The 20,543-nt window shown below is 54.5% G+C and carries 22 protein-coding genes and 2 pseudogenes; 11 read left to right on the top strand and 13 right to left on the bottom strand.

The window, feature by feature from the left end; genetic code table 11:
* Positions 1–171: 171 nt before the first annotated feature.
* From F7Q90_RS15845 to F7Q90_RS26720, 4 genes are all read right to left on the bottom strand, one after another.
* The gene (locus tag F7Q90_RS15845; protein ID WP_006119449.1) at positions 172–765 is read right to left on the bottom strand and encodes a Slp family lipoprotein; all 594 of its coding nucleotides are present in this window, start codon (positions 763–765) and stop codon (positions 172–174) included.
* A 60-nt stretch (positions 766–825) separates the two neighbouring features.
* On the bottom strand, positions 826–1,524 hold the full coding sequence (gene tsaB / locus F7Q90_RS15840) for a tRNA (adenosine(37)-N6)-threonylcarbamoyltransferase complex dimerization subunit type 1 TsaB (protein ID WP_006119451.1): 699 nt from the start codon (positions 1,522–1,524) through the stop codon (positions 826–828).
* A 56-nt stretch (positions 1,525–1,580) separates the two neighbouring features.
* Positions 1,581–3,479, bottom strand: coding sequence for an ATP-dependent DNA helicase (locus tag F7Q90_RS15835; protein WP_006119452.1), 1,899 nt, complete (start codon positions 3,477–3,479; stop codon positions 1,581–1,583).
* A gap of 143 nt (positions 3,480–3,622) precedes the next feature.
* The gene (locus tag F7Q90_RS26720; RefSeq protein ID WP_006119453.1) at positions 3,623–3,790 is read right to left on the bottom strand and encodes a hypothetical protein; all 168 of its coding nucleotides are present in this window, start codon (positions 3,788–3,790) and stop codon (positions 3,623–3,625) included.
* 151 nt (positions 3,791–3,941) lie between these two features.
* Between F7Q90_RS26720 and F7Q90_RS15830 the strand changes: the two genes are divergently transcribed.
* Positions 3,942–4,286, top strand: coding sequence for a RidA family protein (locus F7Q90_RS15830; protein WP_006119454.1), 345 nt, complete (start codon positions 3,942–3,944; stop codon positions 4,284–4,286).
* A gap of 16 nt (positions 4,287–4,302) precedes the next feature.
* Here F7Q90_RS15830 and F7Q90_RS15825 read toward each other — a convergent pair whose 3' ends face one another.
* The gene (locus F7Q90_RS15825; protein WP_006119456.1) at positions 4,303–4,485 is read right to left on the bottom strand and encodes a YoaH family protein; all 183 of its coding nucleotides are present in this window, start codon (positions 4,483–4,485) and stop codon (positions 4,303–4,305) included.
* 108 nt (positions 4,486–4,593) lie between these two features.
* Here F7Q90_RS15825 and pabB point away from each other — a divergent pair, with 108 nt between their 5' ends.
* From pabB to F7Q90_RS15805, 4 genes are all read left to right on the top strand, one after another.
* Positions 4,594–5,952 carry an aminodeoxychorismate synthase component 1 gene (gene pabB, locus F7Q90_RS15820; protein WP_006119457.1) on the top strand — a complete coding sequence of 453 codons (1,359 nt, stop codon included), beginning with the start codon at positions 4,594–4,596 and terminating at the stop codon, positions 5,950–5,952.
* On the top strand, positions 5,953–6,516 hold the full coding sequence (locus tag F7Q90_RS15815; RefSeq protein ID WP_006119458.1) for a CoA pyrophosphatase: 564 nt from the start codon (positions 5,953–5,955) through the stop codon (positions 6,514–6,516).
* Positions 6,517–6,701: 185 nt separating this feature from the next.
* The gene (locus tag F7Q90_RS15810) at positions 6,702–8,066 is read left to right on the top strand and encodes an L-serine ammonia-lyase (protein WP_006119459.1); all 1,365 of its coding nucleotides are present in this window, start codon (positions 6,702–6,704) and stop codon (positions 8,064–8,066) included.
* Between the two features lie 216 nt (positions 8,067–8,282).
* Complete coding sequence (locus tag F7Q90_RS15805) at positions 8,283–9,845, top strand: EAL domain-containing protein (RefSeq protein WP_006119461.1); 1,563 nt, start codon at positions 8,283–8,285, stop codon at positions 9,843–9,845.
* A gap of 62 nt (positions 9,846–9,907) precedes the next feature.
* On the opposite strand, the gene F7Q90_RS15800 is transcribed toward F7Q90_RS15805, so the two are convergent.
* Positions 9,908–11,476 (bottom strand): TerC family protein, encoded by a 1,569-nt coding sequence (locus F7Q90_RS15800; RefSeq protein ID WP_006119462.1) that lies wholly within the window; start codon positions 11,474–11,476, stop codon positions 9,908–9,910.
* Positions 11,477–11,977: 501 nt separating this feature from the next.
* On the opposite strand from F7Q90_RS15800, the gene manX reads away from it, so the two are divergent.
* The 4 genes from manX to F7Q90_RS15780 all read left to right on the top strand — a co-directional run bounded on the left by manX (position 11,978) and on the right by F7Q90_RS15780 (position 15,186).
* Entirely contained in the window at positions 11,978–12,949 is a 972-nt protein-coding gene (gene manX / locus F7Q90_RS15795; RefSeq protein ID WP_006119463.1) for a PTS mannose transporter subunit IIAB, read from the top strand.
* Between the two features lie 43 nt (positions 12,950–12,992).
* A complete protein-coding gene (locus tag F7Q90_RS15790) occupies positions 12,993–13,793 on the top strand; it encodes a PTS mannose/fructose/sorbose transporter subunit IIC (protein ID WP_006119464.1) in 801 nt (266 codons plus the stop codon).
* A 15-nt stretch (positions 13,794–13,808) separates the two neighbouring features.
* A complete protein-coding gene (locus tag F7Q90_RS15785; RefSeq protein WP_006119465.1) occupies positions 13,809–14,654 on the top strand; it encodes a PTS mannose transporter subunit IID in 846 nt (281 codons plus the stop codon).
* Between the two features lie 73 nt (positions 14,655–14,727).
* Positions 14,728–15,186, top strand: a complete 459-nt coding sequence (locus F7Q90_RS15780; protein ID WP_006119467.1) for a DUF986 family protein — start codon at positions 14,728–14,730, stop codon at positions 15,184–15,186.
* On the opposite strand, the gene rlmA is transcribed toward F7Q90_RS15780, so the two are convergent.
* From rlmA to F7Q90_RS15755, 5 genes and pseudogenes are all read right to left on the bottom strand, one after another.
* On the bottom strand, positions 15,183–15,992 hold the full coding sequence (rlmA, locus tag F7Q90_RS15775) for a 23S rRNA (guanine(745)-N(1))-methyltransferase (RefSeq protein ID WP_006119468.1): 810 nt from the start codon (positions 15,990–15,992) through the stop codon (positions 15,183–15,185). The two genes, F7Q90_RS15780 and rlmA, sit on opposite strands and share 4 nt — an antisense overlap.
* A gap of 136 nt (positions 15,993–16,128) precedes the next feature.
* Entirely contained in the window at positions 16,129–16,338 is a 210-nt protein-coding gene (gene cspE / locus F7Q90_RS15770; protein WP_001062678.1) for a transcription antiterminator/RNA stability regulator CspE, read from the bottom strand.
* A gap of 36 nt (positions 16,339–16,374) precedes the next feature.
* A pseudogene (locus F7Q90_RS15765) lies at positions 16,375–16,493 on the bottom strand (DUF2627 domain-containing protein).
* A gap of 529 nt (positions 16,494–17,022) precedes the next feature.
* Positions 17,023–18,027, bottom strand: coding sequence for an MBL fold metallo-hydrolase (locus tag F7Q90_RS15760; RefSeq protein ID WP_006119470.1), 1,005 nt, complete (start codon positions 18,025–18,027; stop codon positions 17,023–17,025).
* Between the two features lie 17 nt (positions 18,028–18,044).
* Positions 18,045–18,317 (bottom strand): YebO family protein, encoded by a 273-nt coding sequence (locus F7Q90_RS15755; RefSeq protein WP_006119471.1) that lies wholly within the window; start codon positions 18,315–18,317, stop codon positions 18,045–18,047.
* 218 nt (positions 18,318–18,535) lie between these two features.
* Here F7Q90_RS15755 and F7Q90_RS15750 point away from each other — a divergent pair, with 218 nt between their 5' ends.
* Entirely contained in the window at positions 18,536–18,775 is a 240-nt protein-coding gene (locus F7Q90_RS15750) for a YobH family protein (RefSeq protein WP_006119472.1), read from the top strand.
* 31 nt (positions 18,776–18,806) lie between these two features.
* Here the strand turns inward: F7Q90_RS15750 and kdgR are convergent, their stop codons facing one another.
* The gene (gene kdgR / locus F7Q90_RS15745; RefSeq protein WP_006119473.1) at positions 18,807–19,601 is read right to left on the bottom strand and encodes a DNA-binding transcriptional regulator KdgR; all 795 of its coding nucleotides are present in this window, start codon (positions 19,599–19,601) and stop codon (positions 18,807–18,809) included.
* A gap of 184 nt (positions 19,602–19,785) precedes the next feature.
* Here kdgR and F7Q90_RS15740 point away from each other — a divergent pair.
* Positions 19,786–20,415: pseudogene (locus F7Q90_RS15740) on the top strand (MFS transporter); the annotation flags it as partial.
* A 31-nt stretch (positions 20,416–20,446) separates the two neighbouring features.
* On the opposite strand, the gene F7Q90_RS15735 reads toward F7Q90_RS15740, so the two are convergent.
* Positions 20,447–20,543: transposase domain-containing protein (locus F7Q90_RS15735; RefSeq protein ID WP_151160719.1), on the bottom strand; the 97-nt coding region annotated here is incomplete at its 5' end.

The raw sequence follows: 20,543 nt of genomic DNA, 5'->3' as shown, positions 1-20,543 counted from the left end.
CCGCCTCAACAATCGTATTTGTTAACAATATTTTAACTGATTGTACCATTTTGCTCTTATTGGCATGTTGAGGTTGCGAAGCCCATCACTAAATTTCGTGTTGGTTAATGATGCAAATAAAAAGCCCGGTTGCGAGCACCGCGACCGGGCCTGTTCAAAACGGATGTCACACTATTGCGTGAGGATGGTCTCGACCTGAGCCGGACCGGGGTTGTACATGCCCCAGTAAGGATTCGGACCCCAGTAACCACCACGATGGCGCGTGGGGCCATACCAGATCCAGGGATCGAGAGGCTCTGGCGGTGACACGACCTGACGGGTCAAATGCCAGCGCTGGTAACCCCGAACGTCAACGACCACAAACGAGTAGTTTGCTTCGCCGATTTTACCGGGCTCCGTTCCCTTAATCGTGCCGAGAACGGTGACGTACTGGTCTTTGACATCCGTCGGGTCAACAAAACCGGGAATGTCGGCATAGATACGCCCTACTGAGCTGGCCCCCAGCACCGGGCGCGCGCCGTCATCCAGCGGCTGGGTCGCAATTTCCAGCCGGGTTTTGCCATTGCGGTTAGTTACGTTGACTACTTTACCGCCAAAGCGCGACTCCTGGCCGACATAGAGGGCCGGATTGCTCATCACCCGCAGTAAATCCTGCTGGGGCAACGCTGAGTGACCTTTAATCGTATCCGGTACGGAAACACAACCACTTAACACCAGGGCGCAGACCAACATCACACCGGCAACGCCTCTACGACACATTGACATAGACATTCTCCTGAAGGTTGATGTTTAGAGTGCCCCGATAACAATAAGTTGCGTTGCCTGTCAGCGGCCCGGCAGTTTTTTCCATGCCACTTCATTACGCAGATAGGTTGGCTCAGCCTGTTCGGGCAACACGGTTTGCCCCTGTGCTAAGGCGCGCGCCGCCAGGGGCAACATGTCCTCAGCCGCTGGCAGCAAAACGCCGCTGTCTTTGAGCTGGAGTGCATGGCCCTGCTGCAGTACCGGCCAGGCCTGCCATCCGGTACCGGCGGTATACCACTCCCCGCTCAGCGCCTGCATGCGCTCCAACGCGGCCTCGGGCGTAAGCACGCTTTCCGTTGCTTCACCTTGCCAGATACCGTCCTCATCGCGCTGATATTCTGCCCAGTACACTTCACCCATGCGCGCATCAATCGCGGTGAGTACCCGACAGGCACCGTGCTGACGCCAGGCGCCCTGCGCCAGCGTGGCCAGGGTGGAAATACCTGCCATCGGTAACGCCGCGCCGAGTGCCAGCCCCTGGGCAATACCAATCCCGATACGCACGCCCGTAAAACTGCCGGGCCCGCGACCAAAGGCCAGCACATCGAGTTCGGTGAGTTCCAGTTGCTGAGCCTGCAGCAGCTCGGCGACCAGCGGCAAAATGCGCTGTGTGTGATCGCGCGGCGCAATTTCAAAACGTGCGTCACTCTCTTGCCCGTTAAGCAATGCCGCAGAACAGGCTTCTGTCGCTGTATCCAGCGCTAAAATTCGGACCGACATATCGACCTCTGAAGATTCAAAACGGCGCGCATCTTAGCACACAATTACGCGCTAGGTTACTGATTAATAAAGGCAATAGCTTGCGCAAGATCACGCGTGCGTGGTGTGGGCGGCAGACTGCTCAGAAAAAGTGCGCCGTAGGGCCGTGACACCAGCCGCTGGTCGCAGATGACCAGAACGCCGCGGTCGTCCGTATCACGAATCAACCGGCCCACGCCCTGTTTCAGCGTAATCACGGCATCCGGCAGTTGCACATCGCTGAAGGGATCGCCGCCCCGGATGCGGCAATCTTCCATCCGGGCCTTAAGCAGCGGGTCCTCTGGCGACGTAAACGGCAGCTTATCGATAATGACCAGCGACAGCGCATCTCCCCGTACATCCACGCCTTCCCAGAAGCTGCTGGTCGCCACCAGCAAGGCATTCCCTTTATCGATAAACTCTTTGAGCAACTGTCCTTTGCTGGTTTCGCCCTGCACCAGCACCGGCAATGTCATGGTGGCCCGGAACTCGGCGGCCAGCTCACGCATCATCAGATGAGAAGTGCATAAAAAGAAGCAGCGGCCTTTGTTCGCCTCGATCAGCGGCTTCATCATTTTTGCCAGCTGACGCGCGCCACCGGGGCGATTGGGCTCAGGCAGATTGCGTGGCACACACAGCAACGCCTGCCGCGCATAGTCAAACGGGCTGTTAAGAATCAGGTTTTTTGCCTGACTGACGCCCAGTCGCTCGGCAAAGTGGTCCATCTTTTCATCTACAGCCAGGGTGGCAGAGGTAAAAATCCAGGCCGCTTTACGGTTATCCATGACCTCGCGGAAACGTTCGGCAACCGATAAAGGCGTCAGCGCCAGCACAAAGTGACGCGATGTACATTCATACCAGTAGCTAAAGCCCGGTTCGCTGATGGCACGAATCCGTTTCAGTCGCGTGCGATAGAGCGCCGCGCGCTCAAAGGCCGCATCCAGCAGGGCAGAACGTCCAAGCGAAAGTTTGATCACGTCGTAACAGAGTTCCAGCGCATCATCCAGCAGCGTAAACATGCGCATGATGTTGTTATCGCTGAGGAGGTCGCGCAGGTTGCCGCGGTAGCCCGGTTCTCCCAGCGTCAGGCGAAAGTCCTGGGCACACTGGGCCAGACGGTCAGCGGATTTTTGCAACTGCTGAACGTCCCGCACTTCCGTGCGGTATGCGATAATGATGTCTTTGGCGAGATCGGCTAACTGACGACTCGACAGTTGCTGACCAAAATACTGACTGGCGATATCCGGCAGTTGGTGCGCTTCATCAAAAATCATGACGTCCGCTTCAGGGATCAGTTCCCCGAATCCGCCCTCTTTTACCACCAGATCGGCCAGGAAAAGATGGTGGTTGACCACGACGACATCGGTGTCCATCGCTTTTTTACGTGCTTTAACGACGAAACAGTCTTTATAAAGGGGGCAGTCGCTGCCCAGACAGTTGTCGTTGGTGCTGGTAACCAGCGGCCAGAGCGGACTGTCTTCGGTGACGCCGGCACAGGTGCTGATATCGCCATCCGGGGTTTGCGAGGCCCAGCTGCGGAGCGTGACAAAATCCGTGAGAGCCTGAACGCTCATATCGCCCCCGGTCGCGGACTGCTGCTCCATACGCTCCAGGCACAGATAGTTTGACCGGCCTTTAAGCAGCGCAGTTTTACCGGTAAACGTAAGCGCTTTCGCAATGGTGGGAAGATCGCGCGCGTAGAGCTGATCCTGCAGGGCTTTTGAGCCCGTTGACACGATCACCTTTTTCTTCGCCCGCAGCGCCGGGGCAAGATAAGCATAGGTTTTACCGGTGCCGGTCCCCGCTTCGACGACCAGTTCACCCTGATTCTGTACCGCCTCGGTGACCGCCTGCGCCATTTCACGCTGGGCCTCACGCGGTTTAAAGCCCGCAATGCCTTTTGCCAGCGCGCCATCAATTGCAAAATCGTCTGCCACGTACCCTCTCAATTACGGCCGAAAACACTGTATATTATGTCAGCATTGCAGCCCCGAAGGAAATCACAAACGGCAGCATTCTGCATGAAGTCTGCTGACCGGATGCGTTCAGTCAGTCTGACGGGCCAGGCCGCCCGTTATCGTCACGGGCTGATGTAGAGCGCACCCGCAACCAGTATCGCCATCAGGACGACAAGCGTAAAAAAACCGTGTTTTGCAGTACGCGACATACCGACAAACGTGGCGATCACAATAAACAGCAGCGTCAGTGCCCCGAACATTACCCAAAAGAGATAGTGCGTATTGGCCATGCGTTAATCCTGATTGTTCTGAACAAGTAAGCGACGCTTTATACCACTTTTCGCTGACGGTTGCGCGACTGACGGCGACCGTCTTCTGCAAGGGATGACAATCGTACCGGGAATATGTCAGGCTAGGCGTTCAGAAAATCAGGAGAAGAAAATGAGCATTACGCGCGTTGATCCCGAACACCGTATGTCCGAAGCCGTTATTCATAACGACACCATTTATTACACCAGTGTGCCCGAAAACCTCGACGCTGATGCCGAGGCGCAAACGGCTAATGCGTTAGCGGTGATCGATGCCCTGCTGACGCGCGTAGGCAGCGACAAAAGCAAAATCCTTGACGCTACCATTTTTCTGGTCGACAAGGCGGATTTTGCCGCGATGAATCGCGCCTGGGATGCGTGGGTTTCACCCGATAACGCCCCGGTTCGCTGTACGGTCCAGGCCGGGTTGATGAATCCGAAGTATAAAGTTGAAATAAAAATTATCGCGGCCCGCTGATCCCGAGCCCCGGGCGTCAGCCTTCATCGTCCTCTTCGAAGCGCGCCCGGATCATTTCACCTGTATGGCTTTCACGTATCTCCTGTGCCACAACGGTAATCGCTTCACCGCTGGACATCCCTTCAGCCATTAACTGTTGAATGCGCTCTACGGCGCGCTGCTGCTGATCGTGTGAGAGTGCGGGTAATCCTGTCATCATCATTTTCTCCTGTTAAGGGCTGTCATTATTTCATGGGGAACAAACAGGTGCCAGTCAGGGAAAAATATGTCAGTCTAACGGCCTTACTGATGTCAAATTTCGTGCTCAATGATCGTTCAAACTCATAACCTGTGTTATTCGCCCGACGCTATCACCCACTATTTTTCGCGCATTGCGCATTTACCATGGGCGATGCTGCTTTCGTCCGGCCAGGCCAGTCACAGTGATAACCGTTTTGATATTTTGACGGCGGACCCGCTTACCACCCTGACAACCCGTGGCAGCATAACAGAAATTCAGCAGGGCGATCGCGTTGAAACGCGTACTGACGATCCGCTCTCCTTATTACAACAGGAGTGTGACGCGCTGGGCGCTAAGCCACCGCGTCACCCCGATTTGCCCTTTCAAGGCGGGGCGCTGGGGCTGTTTGGCTATGATCTGGGGCGACGCTTTGAAACGCTGCCCGACACCGCCCTTCACGATCTGACTACGGCAGACATGGCCGTGGGCATCTATAACTGGGCACTGATTGCCGACCATCACCTCGGTAAACTCACCCTGGTCGCCCTGGACGATATCGTCTCGCGCCTTGCCTGGCTGGAAAACTGGCCCGAACGTGACGCGGCGGCGTTTTCCCTTACCAGTGACTGGCGGTCAAACCTCAGCATAGACGACTACGCGGAACGTTTTAATAAGGTACAGGCCTATATTCAGGCCGGTGACTGCTATCAGGTCAATCTGGCACAGCGCTTCAGCGCCAGCTATCAGGGGGATGAATGGCGGGCATTTTGTATGCTCAACCAGGCCAATCGCGCCCCGTTCAGCGCATTTTTGCGCCTGCCCGACAGCGCCATTCTGAGCCTGTCTCCCGAGCGCTTCCTGGCACTGGATCAGCAGGTTATCACCACCCGTCCCATCAAGGGTACGCGTCCGCGTGCGGCCGATCCTGAGGCGGATGCGGCCCAGGCTGACAGTCTGCGCACGGCGGCGAAGGACCGCGCAGAAAACCTGATGATAGTCGACCTGCTGCGCAACGATATCGGTCGGGTCGCCGTCGCGGGCTCCGTGCACGTGCCCGAACTGTTTGTGGTCGAGCCGTTCCCGGCAGTCCATCATCTGGTCAGCACCATTCAGGCCACATTGCCGGATCATCTTCATGCCTGCGATCTGCTGCGTGCCTGTTTTCCCGGCGGCTCGATTACCGGTGCGCCTAAAATTCGCGCCATGGCGATCATTGATGAACTGGAGCCTCACCGCCGCAATGCCTGGTGCGGCAGCATTGGTTATCTCAGTGTCTGCGGCAGAATGGATACCAGCATCACCATTCGTACGCTGATTGCTGAGCGTCAGCATCTTTACTGCGCTGCGGGCGGCGGCCTGGTCGCCGACAGTGATATGGCCTCGGAATATCAGGAAACGCTGGATAAGGTCAGTCGCATTCTGCCTGCACTGGAAAAAGGAGCCTGAATGGCGCTGACGCTGGCTGATTTTCGCACCCGTTTTCTCCTGCAGCAGCCGCTGCATAACGCCCAGCCGCTGTCGGGGCGACATGCCGCTGTGTTAATCCCCGTCGTTGCCCGTCAACAGCCCGGCTTGCTGCTGACGCAACGTTCGCACGCCTTACGTAAACATGCCGGTCAGGTGGCCTTTCCCGGCGGGATGCAGGATCACGACGACAGCTCACTGGTGGCGACAGCGCTGCGAGAAGCGCAGGAGGAAGTGGGCATCGCACCCGATCGGGTTGAGGTGCTCGGCTGCCTGCCTCCGGTGACCAGCAGCACAGGTTTTCAGGTCACACCGGTGGTCGGCATTGTGCCTGCAACCCTCGAATTGCGCCTTAATCCTGACGAGGTTCAGAGCGCCTTCGAAATGCCCCTGACCGAAGCGCTTCGTCTTAGCCGCTACGCCGAACTTGACTATTATCGTGCCGGCATTCGCCACCCGGTGTGGCTTTCCCATTATCAGGGCTATCTGGTGTGGGGAATGACAGCAGGCATTATTCGTGCCCTGAGCCAGCAAATTGCATTTTAGTTGAGGGCGAGCCCATTTCTGCGTCTGAATTCAGGCTTTTGCGCCATGTCACACTATAATTTTTTCTGGTGGAGTTAATTAGTTTATTTCATGCGAAAAGCAGCACGTTTACCCTGCCTCGCCGTTTACTATTAGCGCCATTAACTGCCACGACAGTCTGCAAGTTTTTGTGAGGAGTGTCACCCATGATTTCGGTTTTTGACATGTTTAAAGTGGGCATCGGCCCATCCAGCTCTCATACGGTCGGTCCGATGAAAGCGGGTAAACAGTTTGTAGTGTTGTTGTCTGAACAAGGCAAGCTGCATGAGGTGACACGCATTGCGGTCGATGTCTATGGTTCCCTGTCGCTGACCGGTAAAGGTCACCATACGGATATAGCGATTATTATGGGGTTAGCCGGCGAATCGCCTGACAGCGTCGATATCGACGCCATCCCCGCGTTTATTAAGGATGTGCAACAACGTGAACGCCTGCCCCTTGCCAAAGGCGCGCATGAAGTCGATTTTCCGCGTGAAGGCGGCATGGTGTTCCGCAGCGAAAATCTCTCCCTGCACGAAAATGGCCTGCGCCTGCTGGCGTTCTCCGGCGACCTGCTGGTGCTGTCTAAAACCTATTACTCTGTCGGCGGCGGCTTTATTGTCGATGAAGAGCATTTTGGTCAGTCGGCCCTGGACGAAGTCACGGTGCCCTGGCCCTTCCACTCGGCCAAAGAACTGCTGGCCCACTGTCGCGAGACCGGACTTTCCCTGTCCGGGCTGGTGATGAAAAACGAGCTGGCACTGCATTCACGTGAAGAGATCAATGCATATTTTGCGACCATCTGGCAAACCATGCAGGCCTGTATTGACCGCGGTCTGAATACCGAAGGTGTGCTGCCCGGGCCGTTGCGGGTACCGCGCCGGGCGGCGTCACTGCGGCGTTTGCTGATCTCCTCAGCCAAACACTCTAACGATCCGATGGTGGTGATTGACTGGATCAACATGTTTGCGTTGGCGGTTAATGAAGAGAACGCGGCGGGCGGTCGGGTGGTGACCGCACCGACCAACGGAGCCTGCGGTATCGTCCCCGCCGTCCTGGCTTACTATGATCACTTCATTGAACCCGTCACGCCCGACATTTTTATTCGCTATTTCCTCGCCTCCGGTGCCATTGGCATTTTGTATAAAATGAATGCCTCTATTTCCGGCGCGGAGGTCGGTTGTCAGGGAGAAGTCGGCGTTGCCTGCTCAATGGCTGCGGCAGGTCTGGCCGAACTGCTGGGCGCCAGCCCTGAGCAGGTGTGCGTGGCCGCCGAAATCGGGATGGAACATAATCTGGGTTTGACCTGCGATCCGGTTGCCGGCCAGGTTCAGGTGCCCTGTATCGAACGTAACGCAATCGCCTCGGTGAAAGCGATCAACGCGGCACGTATGGCCCTGCGCCGTACCAGCGAACCGCGCGTCTCACTGGATAAGGTCATTGAAACCATGTATGAGACCGGCAAAGACATGAACGCGAAATACCGCGAGACATCACGGGGCGGACTGGCGATAAAAGTTCAATGTGACTAATAATTCAGTCTATTTATTTTTAAATTTCGCCCGTTAAACAGTGCATTAGCAAGTCCTGCCTGATATAAATATTAACGACGCTAAAGCGACCCGACAGTCGCTTTAGCGCGTTCTTCACAGCCTTTCATTTTACGCACCGGTCCTAAATTTGCTCCAGGCCGTGCCGATAACAACCCAGCTATATCTATTTTTCTGGTTTTGGGAAGGTGATTCTTGATGTTCATGGCCCAGCAATATGTTGGACAGTACAGACGTAAGCGTTTGCTTATTGCTGTGGTGATTGCTTCTATTGTTCTTACGTTAACGCTGGCTTTGCGCTATTTCGAAGAAAAATCACGGATTCAGCAGCGTGCAATTAGCTTTGCCGATAACGCGATTACGCGTTTTGATCGCATGTTTTCTCCGCTGGATGTGGCAGCCAATAACACGCTGGGTTTAGTGGGCATGCCCTGTGAGGACGCGCGTTTTCCCTTAATCGAAAAGATTGCGTCCTTACAAACCGTGCGGGCGATTCTGCTGGTGAACGATGACTTACTGTACTGCTCCAGTATTTTCGGCTCACGGGATATCACCTTTAGTCAGACCTACCCTGAACTGGCGCTTAACGATAAGCGCATGATCCTGTCTACAGATGACTATCTGCTTAAAGGTTCGCCGGTCTTATTACTCTGGACGCCAACAACGCTGGATAACCGCTCAGGCATCCTGCAGGCCATCAACATTGAACTGATGAGCAGTTATCTGCTGGAACCGCAGTCGCCCTGGGTGGAACGCGCCATCTTTAACGTTAACGGCAAGAGCCTGGAATACGGCAATCCGCTTATTGAGTCGGCGGTCCCTTCGGAAGATGAAGTCACCTATAACGAAGCGTCACTGCGTTATCCCTACACGGTAACGCTTTATGGCCCTTCCCCATCCCGTCTGGCACTGGCCTCGTTGCCTTCTCAGTTGCCGCTGGCGCTAATGCTGAGTTTGTTAATAGGCTATGTCATGTGGCTGGCAACCGCCAACCGCATGAGTCTGAGCTGGCAAATCAGCTATGGCATCACCGCCAGGGAGTTTATTGTTTACTGCCAGCCGCTCATCAATGCCCGAAACGGTCAGTGTGACGGCATTGAAATCCTGCTGCGCTGGCATAACCCGCGCCAGGGCTGGATCCCGCCCGATGTGTTTATTCCGCTGACTGAGCGTCAGAATCTGATTAAGCCTTTAACCCGTTTCGTGTTAAATCGCGTTGTCGAAGCCTTGCCGGATCTGCCTCACAGCCCGGATTTTCACATTGCTGTGAACGTCGCCGCCAGTCATTTTCGTGACCGCGCCATTCTGGAAGATCTGCAAACTATCTGGTGGCCTGCCAATCCGGTGCCAAAGCTGGTCGTCGAGCTTACCGAACGTGATGCGCTGCCGGTGGTCGATCAAACGGTCATTTCACAACTGCATGAGATTGGCGTACGGCTGGCAATTGATGATTTTGGCACAGGCCACAGTTCACTGTCTTACCTGAAGGACCTGCAACCGGACGTGCTGAAGCTGGATAAAATCTTCACCGCCTCGATCGGCACGGATGCGATTAACGCGACCGTAACGGATATGGTGATCTCACTGGCGCAACGGCTGAATATCAGCCTGGTGGCGGAAGGCGTGGAAACCCCGGAGCAGGCTGACTATCTGCGCGACCGCGGCGTGGATCACCTGCAGGGCTACTATTTTGCCCGCCCCATGCCGCTGGAGGATTTCCCCGCGTGGCTACGGCAACATCAACTGATCAGCGACCTGTAGTGCCATGCCTGGGGCAAAAAAAACGCATCACAGTATGATGCGTTTTGCGTTTTCAGAGGAGGTTAACCTTCTTCGTCCTCGTCATGCTGCGGATCGCGCGTCACACGAACCAGATCAATGCGGTATTCGGTCGCTTCAATAATTTGGAAGTGAAGCGGCGCGATATCAATGACGTCACCCGGCTTCGGTAATTGTCCTTTCTGAGCAATCAGCAACCCTGCCAGTGACGCATGATCGTCGTCCGGTTTCACCAGCTCATGAAAATCAAGCAGCTGCTGGAGCGAGTGGAGATCGGTTCCCCCCTTCACTAACCAGCCGTCGCCGTCCATGATGATATCCGGCGTTTCGTCTTCATCCGGGAATTCACCTGCTATCGCTTCCAGCACATCCAGCGGGGTAATCAGGCCCTGTACCACACCAAACTCGTTGGTGACGATCACAAAGCTCCCTTTGGCACGACGCAGTACGCCCAGCAGGTTAATCGGATCGAGCGTTTCCGGCACCACGATAATCGGCGTATTTGCCGCAAAGGTGGCAACATCCACACCATGATCCAGTGCGACCAGCAGCTCTTTGGCCCTGACAACGCCGATAATCTCGTCCAGTTCTCCCCGACAGACCGGGAACAGACTGTGCGGTGTGTCCAGCAACTGGATACGAATCTCGTCTACCGGACGACTGGCATCCACCCAGGAGATATCGCCACGCGGCGTCATGATGCTGCGAATTGAACGGGAAGCCAGCGTCAGTACGCCGTTAATCATATAGCGCTCTTCATCCTTAAAGGCTTCCTGTGGGATCGCGACGGCTATCGCCTGCTCTTCAGTGCTGGCCGGGGCCGTCTGTACACGGTTGCGGCCCCCCATCAGGCGCAAAATGGCCTCAGCGGTACGCTCACGCATAGGACGATGCGACTGATGGCGAAGAAAGTTGCGACGCGCAATCTGGTTAAACAGCTCGATCAGGATCGAGAAACCAATCGCCGCATACAGATAGCCTTTAGGAATATGGAAGCCAAACCCTTCCGCCACCAGCGACAGACCGATCATCAGCAGGAAACTGAGACACAGGACAACGACCGTAGGATGGGCGTTAACAAATTTTGTTAACGGTTTAGAGGCCAGCAACATCACAATCATGGCGATCACTACCGCCGTCATCATGACCGGCAGGTTATTCACCATCCCCACGGCCGTAATCACCGCATCCAGTGAGAAGACCGCATCAAGTATGACGATCTGTGCCACAACGGCCCAGAAGCTGGCATAGCTGCGGTTGCCGCTGTTTTCCAGCTTACGGTTTTCCAGCCGCTCATGCAGTTCCATCGTGGCTTTAAAGAGCAGGAAGATACCGCCCGCCAGCAAAATAAGATCGCGTCCGGCGAAACTAAACCCGCCCACGCTAAACAGCGGCCGCGTCAGTGTGACCATCCAGGAGATCAGCGACAGCAGGCCCAGACGCATAATCAGCGCCAGCGAGAGGCCAATCAAACGCGCTTTATCGCGCTGCTTCGGCGGTAACTTATCGGCCAGGATGGCAATAAATACCAGGTTATCAATGCCGAGCACAATCTCGAGCACGATGAGCGTGAGCAATCCCGCCCAGATTGAGGGGTCGAACAGAAATTCCATTAGTGACTCCTGAAAAAGGCTGTGATTACGCTAAAACGTACCAGCGTCTGACGACGTGACGGTGAGCAAGGTGTAAAAGCAAAGAAAACGCGGTCTGGCGTAAATTGACGCGCTGAGGAGCGCAAAGACAAGGTTAAGCAACGTCGGTGACGGTCCATAAGGGTGGGCTGAAGCCCATTACTCCTGAATAATTAACAGATCGCTAATGTATCAGTTCGGTCAACAAGGTCAAAAAATTTTCTTATTTTTACATTCTGTCATCACTTCGTTTATGCGCCATTAAAACGTAATTTCACGCTTTTATGCTGTAAATAGCCAACCGACATCACAAAATTTATTTTTTCGGTCACTAAAATAAATCCGGCATGCACGTAGTGAGTTGGTTATCCCTGCAATGTGGATATCGGGCCGGCAGGCTCAATAAAGAAGTCAGCATTGTTAACGCGATAATTCTTAACGGTTCCTCACCTTATGGAATCAACAAGCGAACGGAGGTAGCACGTGACCATTGCTCTGATCATTGGTACACACGGCTGGGCAGCAGAACAGCTGCTTAAAACGGCAGAGATGCTTTTAGGCGAACAGGAAAACGTCAAATGGATTGATTTTGTACCGGGCGAAAATGCAGAAACGCTGATTGAAAAATATCAGGCAAAGCTGGCCGAACTGGACACCTCAAAGGGGGTGCTTTTTCTGGTAGATACCTGGGGTGGAAGTCCTTTTAATGCGGCAAGTCGGCTGGTCATGGATCACGCCAGCTATGAGGTCGTGGCCGGGGTGAATATTCCCATGTTAGTGGAAACCCTGATGGCGCGGGATGACAATCCAACCTTCGATGAGCTGGTAGCGATTGCGGTTGAAACCGGTCGTGAAGGCGTCAAAGCGCTGAAAGCCCAACCTGGAGTCAAACCCGCGCCCGTTGCTGCCGCACCGACTCCACCTCCCACCCCTGCCGCTGTCAGACCCCTCTCGCCTGACGAACACATGATTATCTGCCTGGCCCGTATTGATGACCGCCTGATTCATGGCCAGGTCGCCACACGCTGGACCAAAGAGACCAATGTCAGCCGCATCATTGTCGTCAGTGATGAGGTGGCAAACGACAATGTGCGCAAGACACTCTTAACCCAGGTCGCGCCGCCGGGCGTGACTGCGCACGTGGTTGGCGTCGATAAAATGGTGCGCGTCTGGAATAACCCCAAATATGCCCGTGAGCGCGTCATGCTGCTGTTCACCAATCCCACCGATGTCTTGCGGGTTGTGGAACAGGGCGTCGATATCAAAAGCGTCAACATTGGCGGCATGGCCTTCCGGCAGGGCAAAACGCAGGTCAACAATGCCGTGTCCGTTGATGAGAAAGATATCGCCGCGTTCCAAAAGCTCAATGAACGCAATATTGAGCTTGAGGTACGCAAGGTTTCAGGTGATCCCAAACTGAAAATGATGGATCTGATAGCCAAAGTAGGCGCTTAACGGGCCAGCACTCTTTTCTATCCTGTAGAGGACACGAAGTATGATGGAAATAACCACACTTCAAATTATTTTGATCTTTATTATCGCCTGTATTGCCGGTATGGGATCCATCCTGGATGAGTTCCAGTTTCACCGCCCTCTGGTGGCCTGTACCCTGATTGGGATCATACTGGGGGACATGAAGACAGGCATCATCATCGGCGGAACGCTGGAGATGATTGCACTGGGCTGGATGAACATTGGCGCGGCGGTCGCCCCTGATGCGGCGCTGGCGTCCATTATCTCCACCATTCTGGTCATTGCAGGTGGGCAAAGCGTCGGCGCCGGTATCGCGCTGGCTATTCCGCTCGCCGCCGCCGGCCAGGTGCTGACCATTATCGTGCGCACGTTGACCGTGGCATTTCAGCATGCGGCGGACAAAGCCGCAGAGAAAGGCAATCTTACGGCCATTTCGTGGATCCATGTCTCCGCCCTGCTGCTTCAGGCTATGCGCATCGCCATTCCGGCGTTGATCGTTGCGATTTCGGTTGGCACGGACGCGGTGCACTCTCTGCTCAGTTCGATTCCTGAAGTCGTGACGAACGGACTCAACATTGCGGGCGGCATGATTGTGGTGGTGGGTTACGCCATGGTCATCAATATGATGCGGGCCGGTTACCTGATGCCGTTCTTCTATCTCGGTTTCGTGACGGCGGCTTTCACCAGTTTCAACCTGGTTGCGCTGGGGGTGATTGGCGTGGTGATGGCCGTGCTTTATATCCAGCTCAGTCCGAAATATAACCGTACCGCCGGTGCGCCTGCGGCCTCGCCGTCAGCAAACGATCTTGACAACGAACTCGATTAAGGAACAGGTGACAACATGGTTGATATAACAAAAGTCGAAAAGAAACTGACGCCAGGCGATGTCCGTGCTGTTTTTGTACGCTCAAACCTTTTCCAGGGTTCCTGGAACTTCGAACGTATGCAGGCGCTGGGATTCTGTTTTTCTATGGTGCCGGTGATTCGCCGTCTCTATCCTGAAAACAACGATGACCGCAAGCAGGCGATAAAACGTCACCTTGAGTTCTTTAACACACATCCTTATGTTGCGGCCCCGGTCCTGGGCGTGACCATGGCGATGGAAGAGCAGCGCGCCAATGGTGCCGCAATTGATGATGGTGCAATAAACGGCATCAAAGTGGGCCTGATGGGGCCGCTGGCTGGCGTAGGTGACCCGATTTTCTGGGGAACGGTTCGTCCGGTGTTTGCCGCCCTGGGTGCGGGCATCGCAATGAGTGGCAGTTTGCTCGGTCCATTGCTGTTCTTCATCCTGTTTAACCTGGCCCGTCTGCTCACCCGTTATTACGGTGTGGCCTACGGTTACCGTAAAGGGATTGATATCGTCAGCGATATGGGCGGTGGCTTCCTGCAAAAACTGACCGAAGGTGCCTCTATCCTTGGGCTGTTTGTCATGGGCGCGCTGGTCAATAAGTGGACGCACGTCAATATTCCGCTGGTGGTGTCACGCATTACCGACCAGACCGGCAAGACCACAGTCACTACCGTCCAGTCGATTCTGGATCAGTTAATGCCCGGCATCGTCCCGCTCCTGTTGACCTTTGCCTGTATGTGGCTGCTGCGGCGTAAGGTCAATGCCCTGTGGATCATCGTTGGTTTCTTTGCTATCGGTATCTTCGGCTACTGGATCGGCCTGCTTGGGCTTTAATCCTGACGCAATCGGGAGCAAGGCTCCCGATTTTTTTGGCGGTAACATCCACTGAAGCTCGAAAGGAAGCCCCATGTCATTGACGGACATCATCATCGCTCTCTGCATCGCTGCTCTGCTGGTGTTTGCGATCTACGATGAGGCGATTCTGCCCCGACGTAAAGGCCCGACGCTGTTACGTGTGCCGCTGCAGCGCCGTCATAAAGCCGACAGCCTGATTTTTATTGGTTTACTGGTCATCCTGCTCTGGAACAACGTCACGCATCAGGGACCCGTGCTGACCACCACACTCTTGATGATGCTGTGCTTTTTGTCCTTCTGGCTGTTCTGGCTCCGCCGCCCCACGCTGGTCATGAAACGGGAGGGATTGTTCTTCGCGGGTATCTGGATCGCCTATTCCCGTATCCAGAGCATGAATCTGTCTGAAGACGGCATTTTAGTCATCCAGCTTGAACAGCGGCGCTTACTGATCGCCGTGCATCAGCTTGACGATCTTGAGCGGGTTTATCAAACCCTGGTCGAAGCGCGTTAGTCGCGTTGCCACAGGGTTATCACAAAATCCGCTTCGCAGTGAAACTGCGCGCTTTCGGCTAACGTCTGCCAGACGTCTGGCCGCGCGCGCCAGGCAAAGGGCGTCATCTGCAATAATGTGGTGGCGGCCTGTCCGGTAAGGGCCATCGGATAGGTTAATGCATGCCGGGCACGTTGCTGAAAGCCCTGATACACTTTCCCTTCCGGTGCGTGCAGCTGAACATCGCGATAGATCAGCGCTTTGAACTGCGCCAGATGGTGCGGGCCCGGCGTAACCGTTAACAGGTATCCACCGGGTTTGATGACGCGATTAAGCTCCGCTTCATTACAGGGCGCATAGATGCGAACCACAGCATCAAGGGAATGGTCCGCAAACGGCAGACGCTGACTGGAGGCGACACAGAACAGGACCTGCGGATAGCGCTTCGCCGCGAGCCGAATGGCCATTTTGGCCACGTCCAGGCCAAAGACCTTGCCCGCTGGCGCAAAGTTATCCGCCAGCGCACCGGTGTAGTACCCTTCCCCACAGCCTGTATCCAGGATCTGAGCGGCCGGTACCTGCAGATGCTGATTCAGCACGTCAACCACCTTGTCCCGCAGGGGCTGATAGTAACCGGCCTGCAAAAAGTCACGTCGCGCCTGCATCATCTCCGCGCTGTCGCCCGGCTCGCGGGAGCCTTTATGTTGAACGGGCAGCAAATTGACATAGCCCTCTTTCGCCTGATCGAACTGATGGCGATTTTCGCAACACCAGCTGCGTTCGGTCAGGTTCAGGGAAGAGTGACAAAGTGGGCAAATCAAGGACATATGGCGCTCCGGCATCTATCGATGCGCAGCAGTGTACTCGACAGGGAACCCGAGCGAAAGCGTAAAAAAAGCCTCGGCCAGAAGGCCAAGGCTTTAATATCTGAGACCGGGCGCAGGGCACCCGTCTGAGGCGAAATCAGATAGCAGTAACGTTAACAGCTGCCGGGCCTTTCTGGCCGTCCTGAATTTCGAACTCAACGTTTTGGCCTTCGGCCAGCGTTTTGAAGCCGTTGCCCTGAATAGCAGAGAAGTGTACGAACACGTCTTTGCTACCGTCAGCTGGAGTGATAAAACCGAAGCCTTTAGACTCGTTGAACCACTTAACCTGACCTTTAATCTTTGCCATTTTACTAATTCCTTAAAGTGTTTATTTGCCCGGAGGCTAACCTACAGATAAAACAGAGACATTACTGAATGAGGCACTGATTAAAGTTCGGCAAGGAAGCGGTATTCAACGTCAACGTCTTTACTCGTAACTTCTTTACTGAAGATGCCATACATAAACAGAACTGTACCTCGTTTAACCCACGAATTGTTATCACATATCCGCTAAATAATGGCAAGCCATTTTTAATATGTCGATCGTTAGTTTTTGCATAATTGCAGGGTAGCTCCCAGAGAATGTACTTTATGGTACAAAATGCTGCGAACCGAAACCCAGCGACCGTCATAACTTCACGATAAAATAAAGGCTTCCTGCATCCCGGATGGGATAACGTACTACTTTTCCTGCTTTTATCATGATGTATGACAATAAATAAATTACATTGCACTAATATGGCAATAATGCACCAAATAAAGGAATGGATAAGGGGAACGGTAAACCCGGACGGCTTCAGCTTGTACAGCTTTTATTATTTCGTACAAATATAAAAATTATTATTAGTAAAATCAAAAGTTGAGACTTCCCCTCCGCACTAATCATTTTCTTGACAGCTGACGTTTGAATTACCCCGAGCGCGTAAAAGAAATAAAAAGCGAATACGCCGGAGCCTTGCCGTTTCACAAACACAGGGCCCCGTATTTCGGATTAGGTCGGATTGAGATCGCTCAGACTGTGGCTCGCCCCAATTTTCCAGGGCGCAAAATTTTGCTGAACCTCGCCACTCTGCGCGAGTGCTCGCTGGAGTTCAGCCGGGGGCGCATCCAGTGACTCATCCGCCAGTTCGAAAACGCCCCACTGAATGGGAAGGGTCAGTGGCTGACCTATCGCGCGCCACAACGCCACCGCCTGCTGGGGATCCATGTGTTGTGCCCCCATAAACCAGCGCGGAGCATAAGCGCCTATCGGCAAAGCGGCCAGATTAAAGGGGCCATAATGCTGCGCAATCGCCAGAAGACTGTCGCTGTAGCCGCTGTCACCGGAAAACCAAAATCGCAGCGAAGCGGTCCTGATCACCCAACCGCACCACAGGGTTCGGTTGCGATTAGTAACGGTGCGCATGCTCCAGTGGCGCGCAGGTACCGCATCAAACTGTATTCCCGCAAACACTTTCTGTTGCCACCAGTCAAGCTCATGCACCTGTTTGACCCCATGACGCTTACACCACTCCGCCAGCCCCAGCGGCACCAGAAAAATAGTGTCCGGAAAGCGGCGCACAATCTGTTTGATGGTGGGCTTATCCAGATGATCGTAATGATTATGGGATATCAGGACGTAATCCAGCCGCGGTAACTGGTCAATGGCCAGCGGAGACGGCGTTTTACGTTCAGGTCCGATAAACGGCAAAGGGGAAGCCCGCCGGGACAGCGCGGGATCAATCAGAATATAGTGTTGGTTTATGCGCATCAGCAGCGCCGCATGGCCCAGCCACCAGAGACGGTCATCCTCCCCGTTCAGATCGGCAGGTTGCCACCACTGCGTAATAAACTGGTCATAGCCCTGACGAGGCGGATGGGGTAATCCCTGGGCTTTGCGTTCACGTCGCCAGCGCTGCAGGTCACCTTGCTGGCGGCTGTCGGGCTCAGGGTTACGAAACCCCTCAGCGGTGTGATGGGGTTTACTGCTGTCATACCAGGGATTTTTCCAGGCCATCCGGCCTCCATGCAGGGTTAACGTTCCGGGATTAAACGAATCAGTCCGTCGTTTTCCGACGGCGCTTCGGGGGACGGCTCATCTGCACCATTCTGCGCCTCAATCATCCGCCGCAGCAGTGCATTCTGTTTCTTTTGCTCTTCTAACAATGACGTCAATAACGCAACCTGTTCGTTCGCCCGAACGCTGGCGCGATTAACGTAAAACCACAGCATTAATGCCACAATCAGCGCCAGCAGAAAAACGCCGTAACTGATTACCGGTCCCGCATTCGCGGCTAACTCATTCATAACTGCCTCAAGATACCTGATGAAATCACAAAAAAAGAACGACCGTCTATTCTACTCCGCGCCGCCGCAAAAGATAATGGTGACGTCAGCGATATAGCGCTTTCTCCGCTTTCAGTTATCTCTGATCGCATCCTGCCTGAAAGCGAGGCATGCTAATCCTGTACATCATGTTAAGCAGCAGTCACTGGAACGCTGCGTGGGTATCATAAGGAGATACAATGAAACTCTTCATTCGGGCGATTATCGTTATCGGCATCCTCTGGCTGGCTATGCTGTTCACAGGTTACGGCGTGCTGGCGGGCAGCAACAAGAATGCCGAGGGACTGGGGCTGAAATGTAACTATCTGACCGCCAGAGGGATGGTGACCGCGCAATATCTGCATACAGACAGCGGCGTGGTGGGCGTGACGGATTGCCCGCTGCTAAAGAAAAGTAGCGAAGTGGTCGACAACGGATAACGGAGGAGCGGGCCAACTGGCCCGCTTTTTTTTAACCCCCGTCATTGCCGGTATAGCCCAGCTCTGACGAAAGACGTTGGCCCGCTTCACGTAACAGCGTCACATACTGTTGCTTGTTCGCGGCAGAAAAGCGCAGCGTGGGAAAGGAAAGGCTCAGTCCGGCGACGGCAACACCAAAGCGATCAAAAACGGGCACGGCGATGCAGCGCACGCCCACTTCCTGTTCTTCGTTATCCTCACCATAACCCTGCGCCCTGACCTGACCCAGTGCTTCGCGTAACGCGCCTGCGTCCGGTAAGGTGTTGGCGGTGTTAATAGTGAACGTCATACGCTCCAGAATGGCATTCACCTCCTCCCGACTGCGCCAGGCCAACAACACTTTTCCCAGTGCGGTGGAGTGCAGTGGATTGCGGTGACCAATACGTGAGGCCATACGCAGGTTATACAGCGAGTCAATTTTATGCACATAGACCACGCTGTCGTCATCCAGCGCGCCCAGATGGATTGTCTCTTTGGTCAGACGCGATAACTCGCGCATGTGTACATCGGCGCTGCGGATAAGATCGCTATGCTGCAACGCGTTGGATCCCACCTCAAACAGTTTCAAGGTCAGCGAATATTTCTCACTTTCCCCTTCCTGCGCGACATAACCTAATGCTTTCATGGTTTGCAGGAATCGGTAGACCGTACTTTTGGACATCATCAGCCGTTGTGCCAGCTCGGTAATACCGTGATCGCGCTCTTCGCTTAATGCCTGCAAAATCCCGAATACTTTTTGCACCGAAGAGACGGCATCCGGCTGTTTATCCTTTTCGTCAGCGGCCATTTGTCACCCTGAATACGTGTTTCAAAAAAACTGGAACAGAGTTGCAGTATAGAGTGACAGCGCCGATCCCGGCAATCTTCCGGGTTTGAAACATCTCTAAAATATATTTTTTCCGTGGGTACGATGCAATTTGGCGGCCAATTGATTAGCATGATGATATTCACACTCTTTAATATTAGCCTCTATGTCACTTTCCTCTTCTGACGGCGGACTCGCAGTACCCCAACGCTACTGGGCTATTCTGACGATCGCCATCGGCCTTATCATGGCGGTACTGGATGGATCGATTGCCAATGTCGCGCTGCCAACCATCTCACGTGAGCTACAGGCCAGTCCGGCCCAGTCAGTCTGGGTGATTAATGCTTATCAGATTGCCATTGTCGCCTCGCTACTGTCGTTGTCCTTTTTAGGCGATATCGTCGGCTACCGCCGCGTGTACCAGGCAGGGCTGGTGGTGTTTGCCATCACGTCGGTGTTTTGCGCCCTTTCGCCCTCCCTTCCCCTGCTTACGCTGGGCCGGGTGCTTCAGGGCCTGGGGGGTGCGGCGATCATGAGCGTTAACACCGCTCTGATTCGTATCATTTATCCCCCACGTTATCTGGGCCGCGGCATCGCGATCAACGCCCTGCTGGTGGCGATCTCGACTGCAGCCGGCCCCACGGTTGCGGCAGCCATCCTCTCATTTGCCAGCTGGCGCTGGTTGTTCCTGATCAACCTGCCACTGGGCGTTGTCACGCTCTGGCTGGCGTTACGTTATCTGCCGGATAACCCGCAACGGGCCAAAACACAGAAGTTTGATGTCACCAGTGCGGTAAGTAAGCGTCGCATTCAGACCGTATTGACGTTCAGGCAGAGGGAAGCTCGACCTTCCATGGCAGCAGATCGCGGACCCGGTTCACCGGCCAGTCCTGTATATGACCGATGACGTAACGCAACCACGTC

It is taken from the genome of Pantoea stewartii subsp. stewartii (assembly GCF_008801695.1).
Classification (GTDB): Bacteria; Pseudomonadota; Gammaproteobacteria; order Enterobacterales; family Enterobacteriaceae; genus Pantoea; species Pantoea stewartii.
This window is presented reverse-complemented; position numbering and strand designations above follow the sequence as displayed.

Excerpts from the sequence above, each read along its gene's own strand:
- F7Q90_RS15845 (WP_006119449.1), bottom strand. The coding sequence starts at position 765 with ATGTCAATGTGTCGTAGAGGCGTTGCCGGTGTGATGTTGGTCTGCGCC.
- tsaB (WP_006119451.1), bottom strand. The coding sequence starts at position 1,524 with ATGTCGGTCCGAATTTTAGCGCTGGATACAGCGACAGAAGCCTGTTCT.
- F7Q90_RS26720 (WP_006119453.1), bottom strand. The coding sequence starts at position 3,790 with ATGGCCAATACGCACTATCTCTTTTGGGTAATGTTCGGGGCACTGACG.
- F7Q90_RS15830 (WP_006119454.1), top strand. The coding sequence starts at position 3,942 with ATGAGCATTACGCGCGTTGATCCCGAACACCGTATGTCCGAAGCCGTT.
- F7Q90_RS15825 (WP_006119456.1), bottom strand. The coding sequence starts at position 4,485 with ATGATGACAGGATTACCCGCACTCTCACACGATCAGCAGCAGCGCGCC.
- pabB (WP_006119457.1), top strand. The coding sequence starts at position 4,594 with ATGATCGTTCAAACTCATAACCTGTGTTATTCGCCCGACGCTATCACC.
- F7Q90_RS15815 (WP_006119458.1), top strand. The coding sequence starts at position 5,953 with ATGGCGCTGACGCTGGCTGATTTTCGCACCCGTTTTCTCCTGCAGCAG.
- F7Q90_RS15810 (WP_006119459.1), top strand. The coding sequence starts at position 6,702 with ATGATTTCGGTTTTTGACATGTTTAAAGTGGGCATCGGCCCATCCAGC.
- F7Q90_RS15805 (WP_006119461.1), top strand. The coding sequence starts at position 8,283 with ATGTTCATGGCCCAGCAATATGTTGGACAGTACAGACGTAAGCGTTTG.
- F7Q90_RS15800 (WP_006119462.1), bottom strand. The coding sequence starts at position 11,476 with ATGGAATTTCTGTTCGACCCCTCAATCTGGGCGGGATTGCTCACGCTC.
- F7Q90_RS15790 (WP_006119464.1), top strand. The coding sequence starts at position 12,993 with ATGGAAATAACCACACTTCAAATTATTTTGATCTTTATTATCGCCTGT.
- F7Q90_RS15785 (WP_006119465.1), top strand. The coding sequence starts at position 13,809 with ATGGTTGATATAACAAAAGTCGAAAAGAAACTGACGCCAGGCGATGTC.
- F7Q90_RS15780 (WP_006119467.1), top strand. The coding sequence starts at position 14,728 with ATGTCATTGACGGACATCATCATCGCTCTCTGCATCGCTGCTCTGCTG.
- rlmA (WP_006119468.1), bottom strand. The coding sequence starts at position 15,992 with ATGTCCTTGATTTGCCCACTTTGTCACTCTTCCCTGAACCTGACCGAA.
- cspE (WP_001062678.1), bottom strand. The coding sequence starts at position 16,338 with ATGGCAAAGATTAAAGGTCAGGTTAAGTGGTTCAACGAGTCTAAAGGC.
- F7Q90_RS15760 (WP_006119470.1), bottom strand. The coding sequence starts at position 18,027 with ATGGCCTGGAAAAATCCCTGGTATGACAGCAGTAAACCCCATCACACC.
- F7Q90_RS15755 (WP_006119471.1), bottom strand. The coding sequence starts at position 18,317 with ATGAATGAGTTAGCCGCGAATGCGGGACCGGTAATCAGTTACGGCGTT.
- F7Q90_RS15750 (WP_006119472.1), top strand. The coding sequence starts at position 18,536 with ATGAAACTCTTCATTCGGGCGATTATCGTTATCGGCATCCTCTGGCTG.
- kdgR (WP_006119473.1), bottom strand. The coding sequence starts at position 19,601 with ATGGCCGCTGACGAAAAGGATAAACAGCCGGATGCCGTCTCTTCGGTG.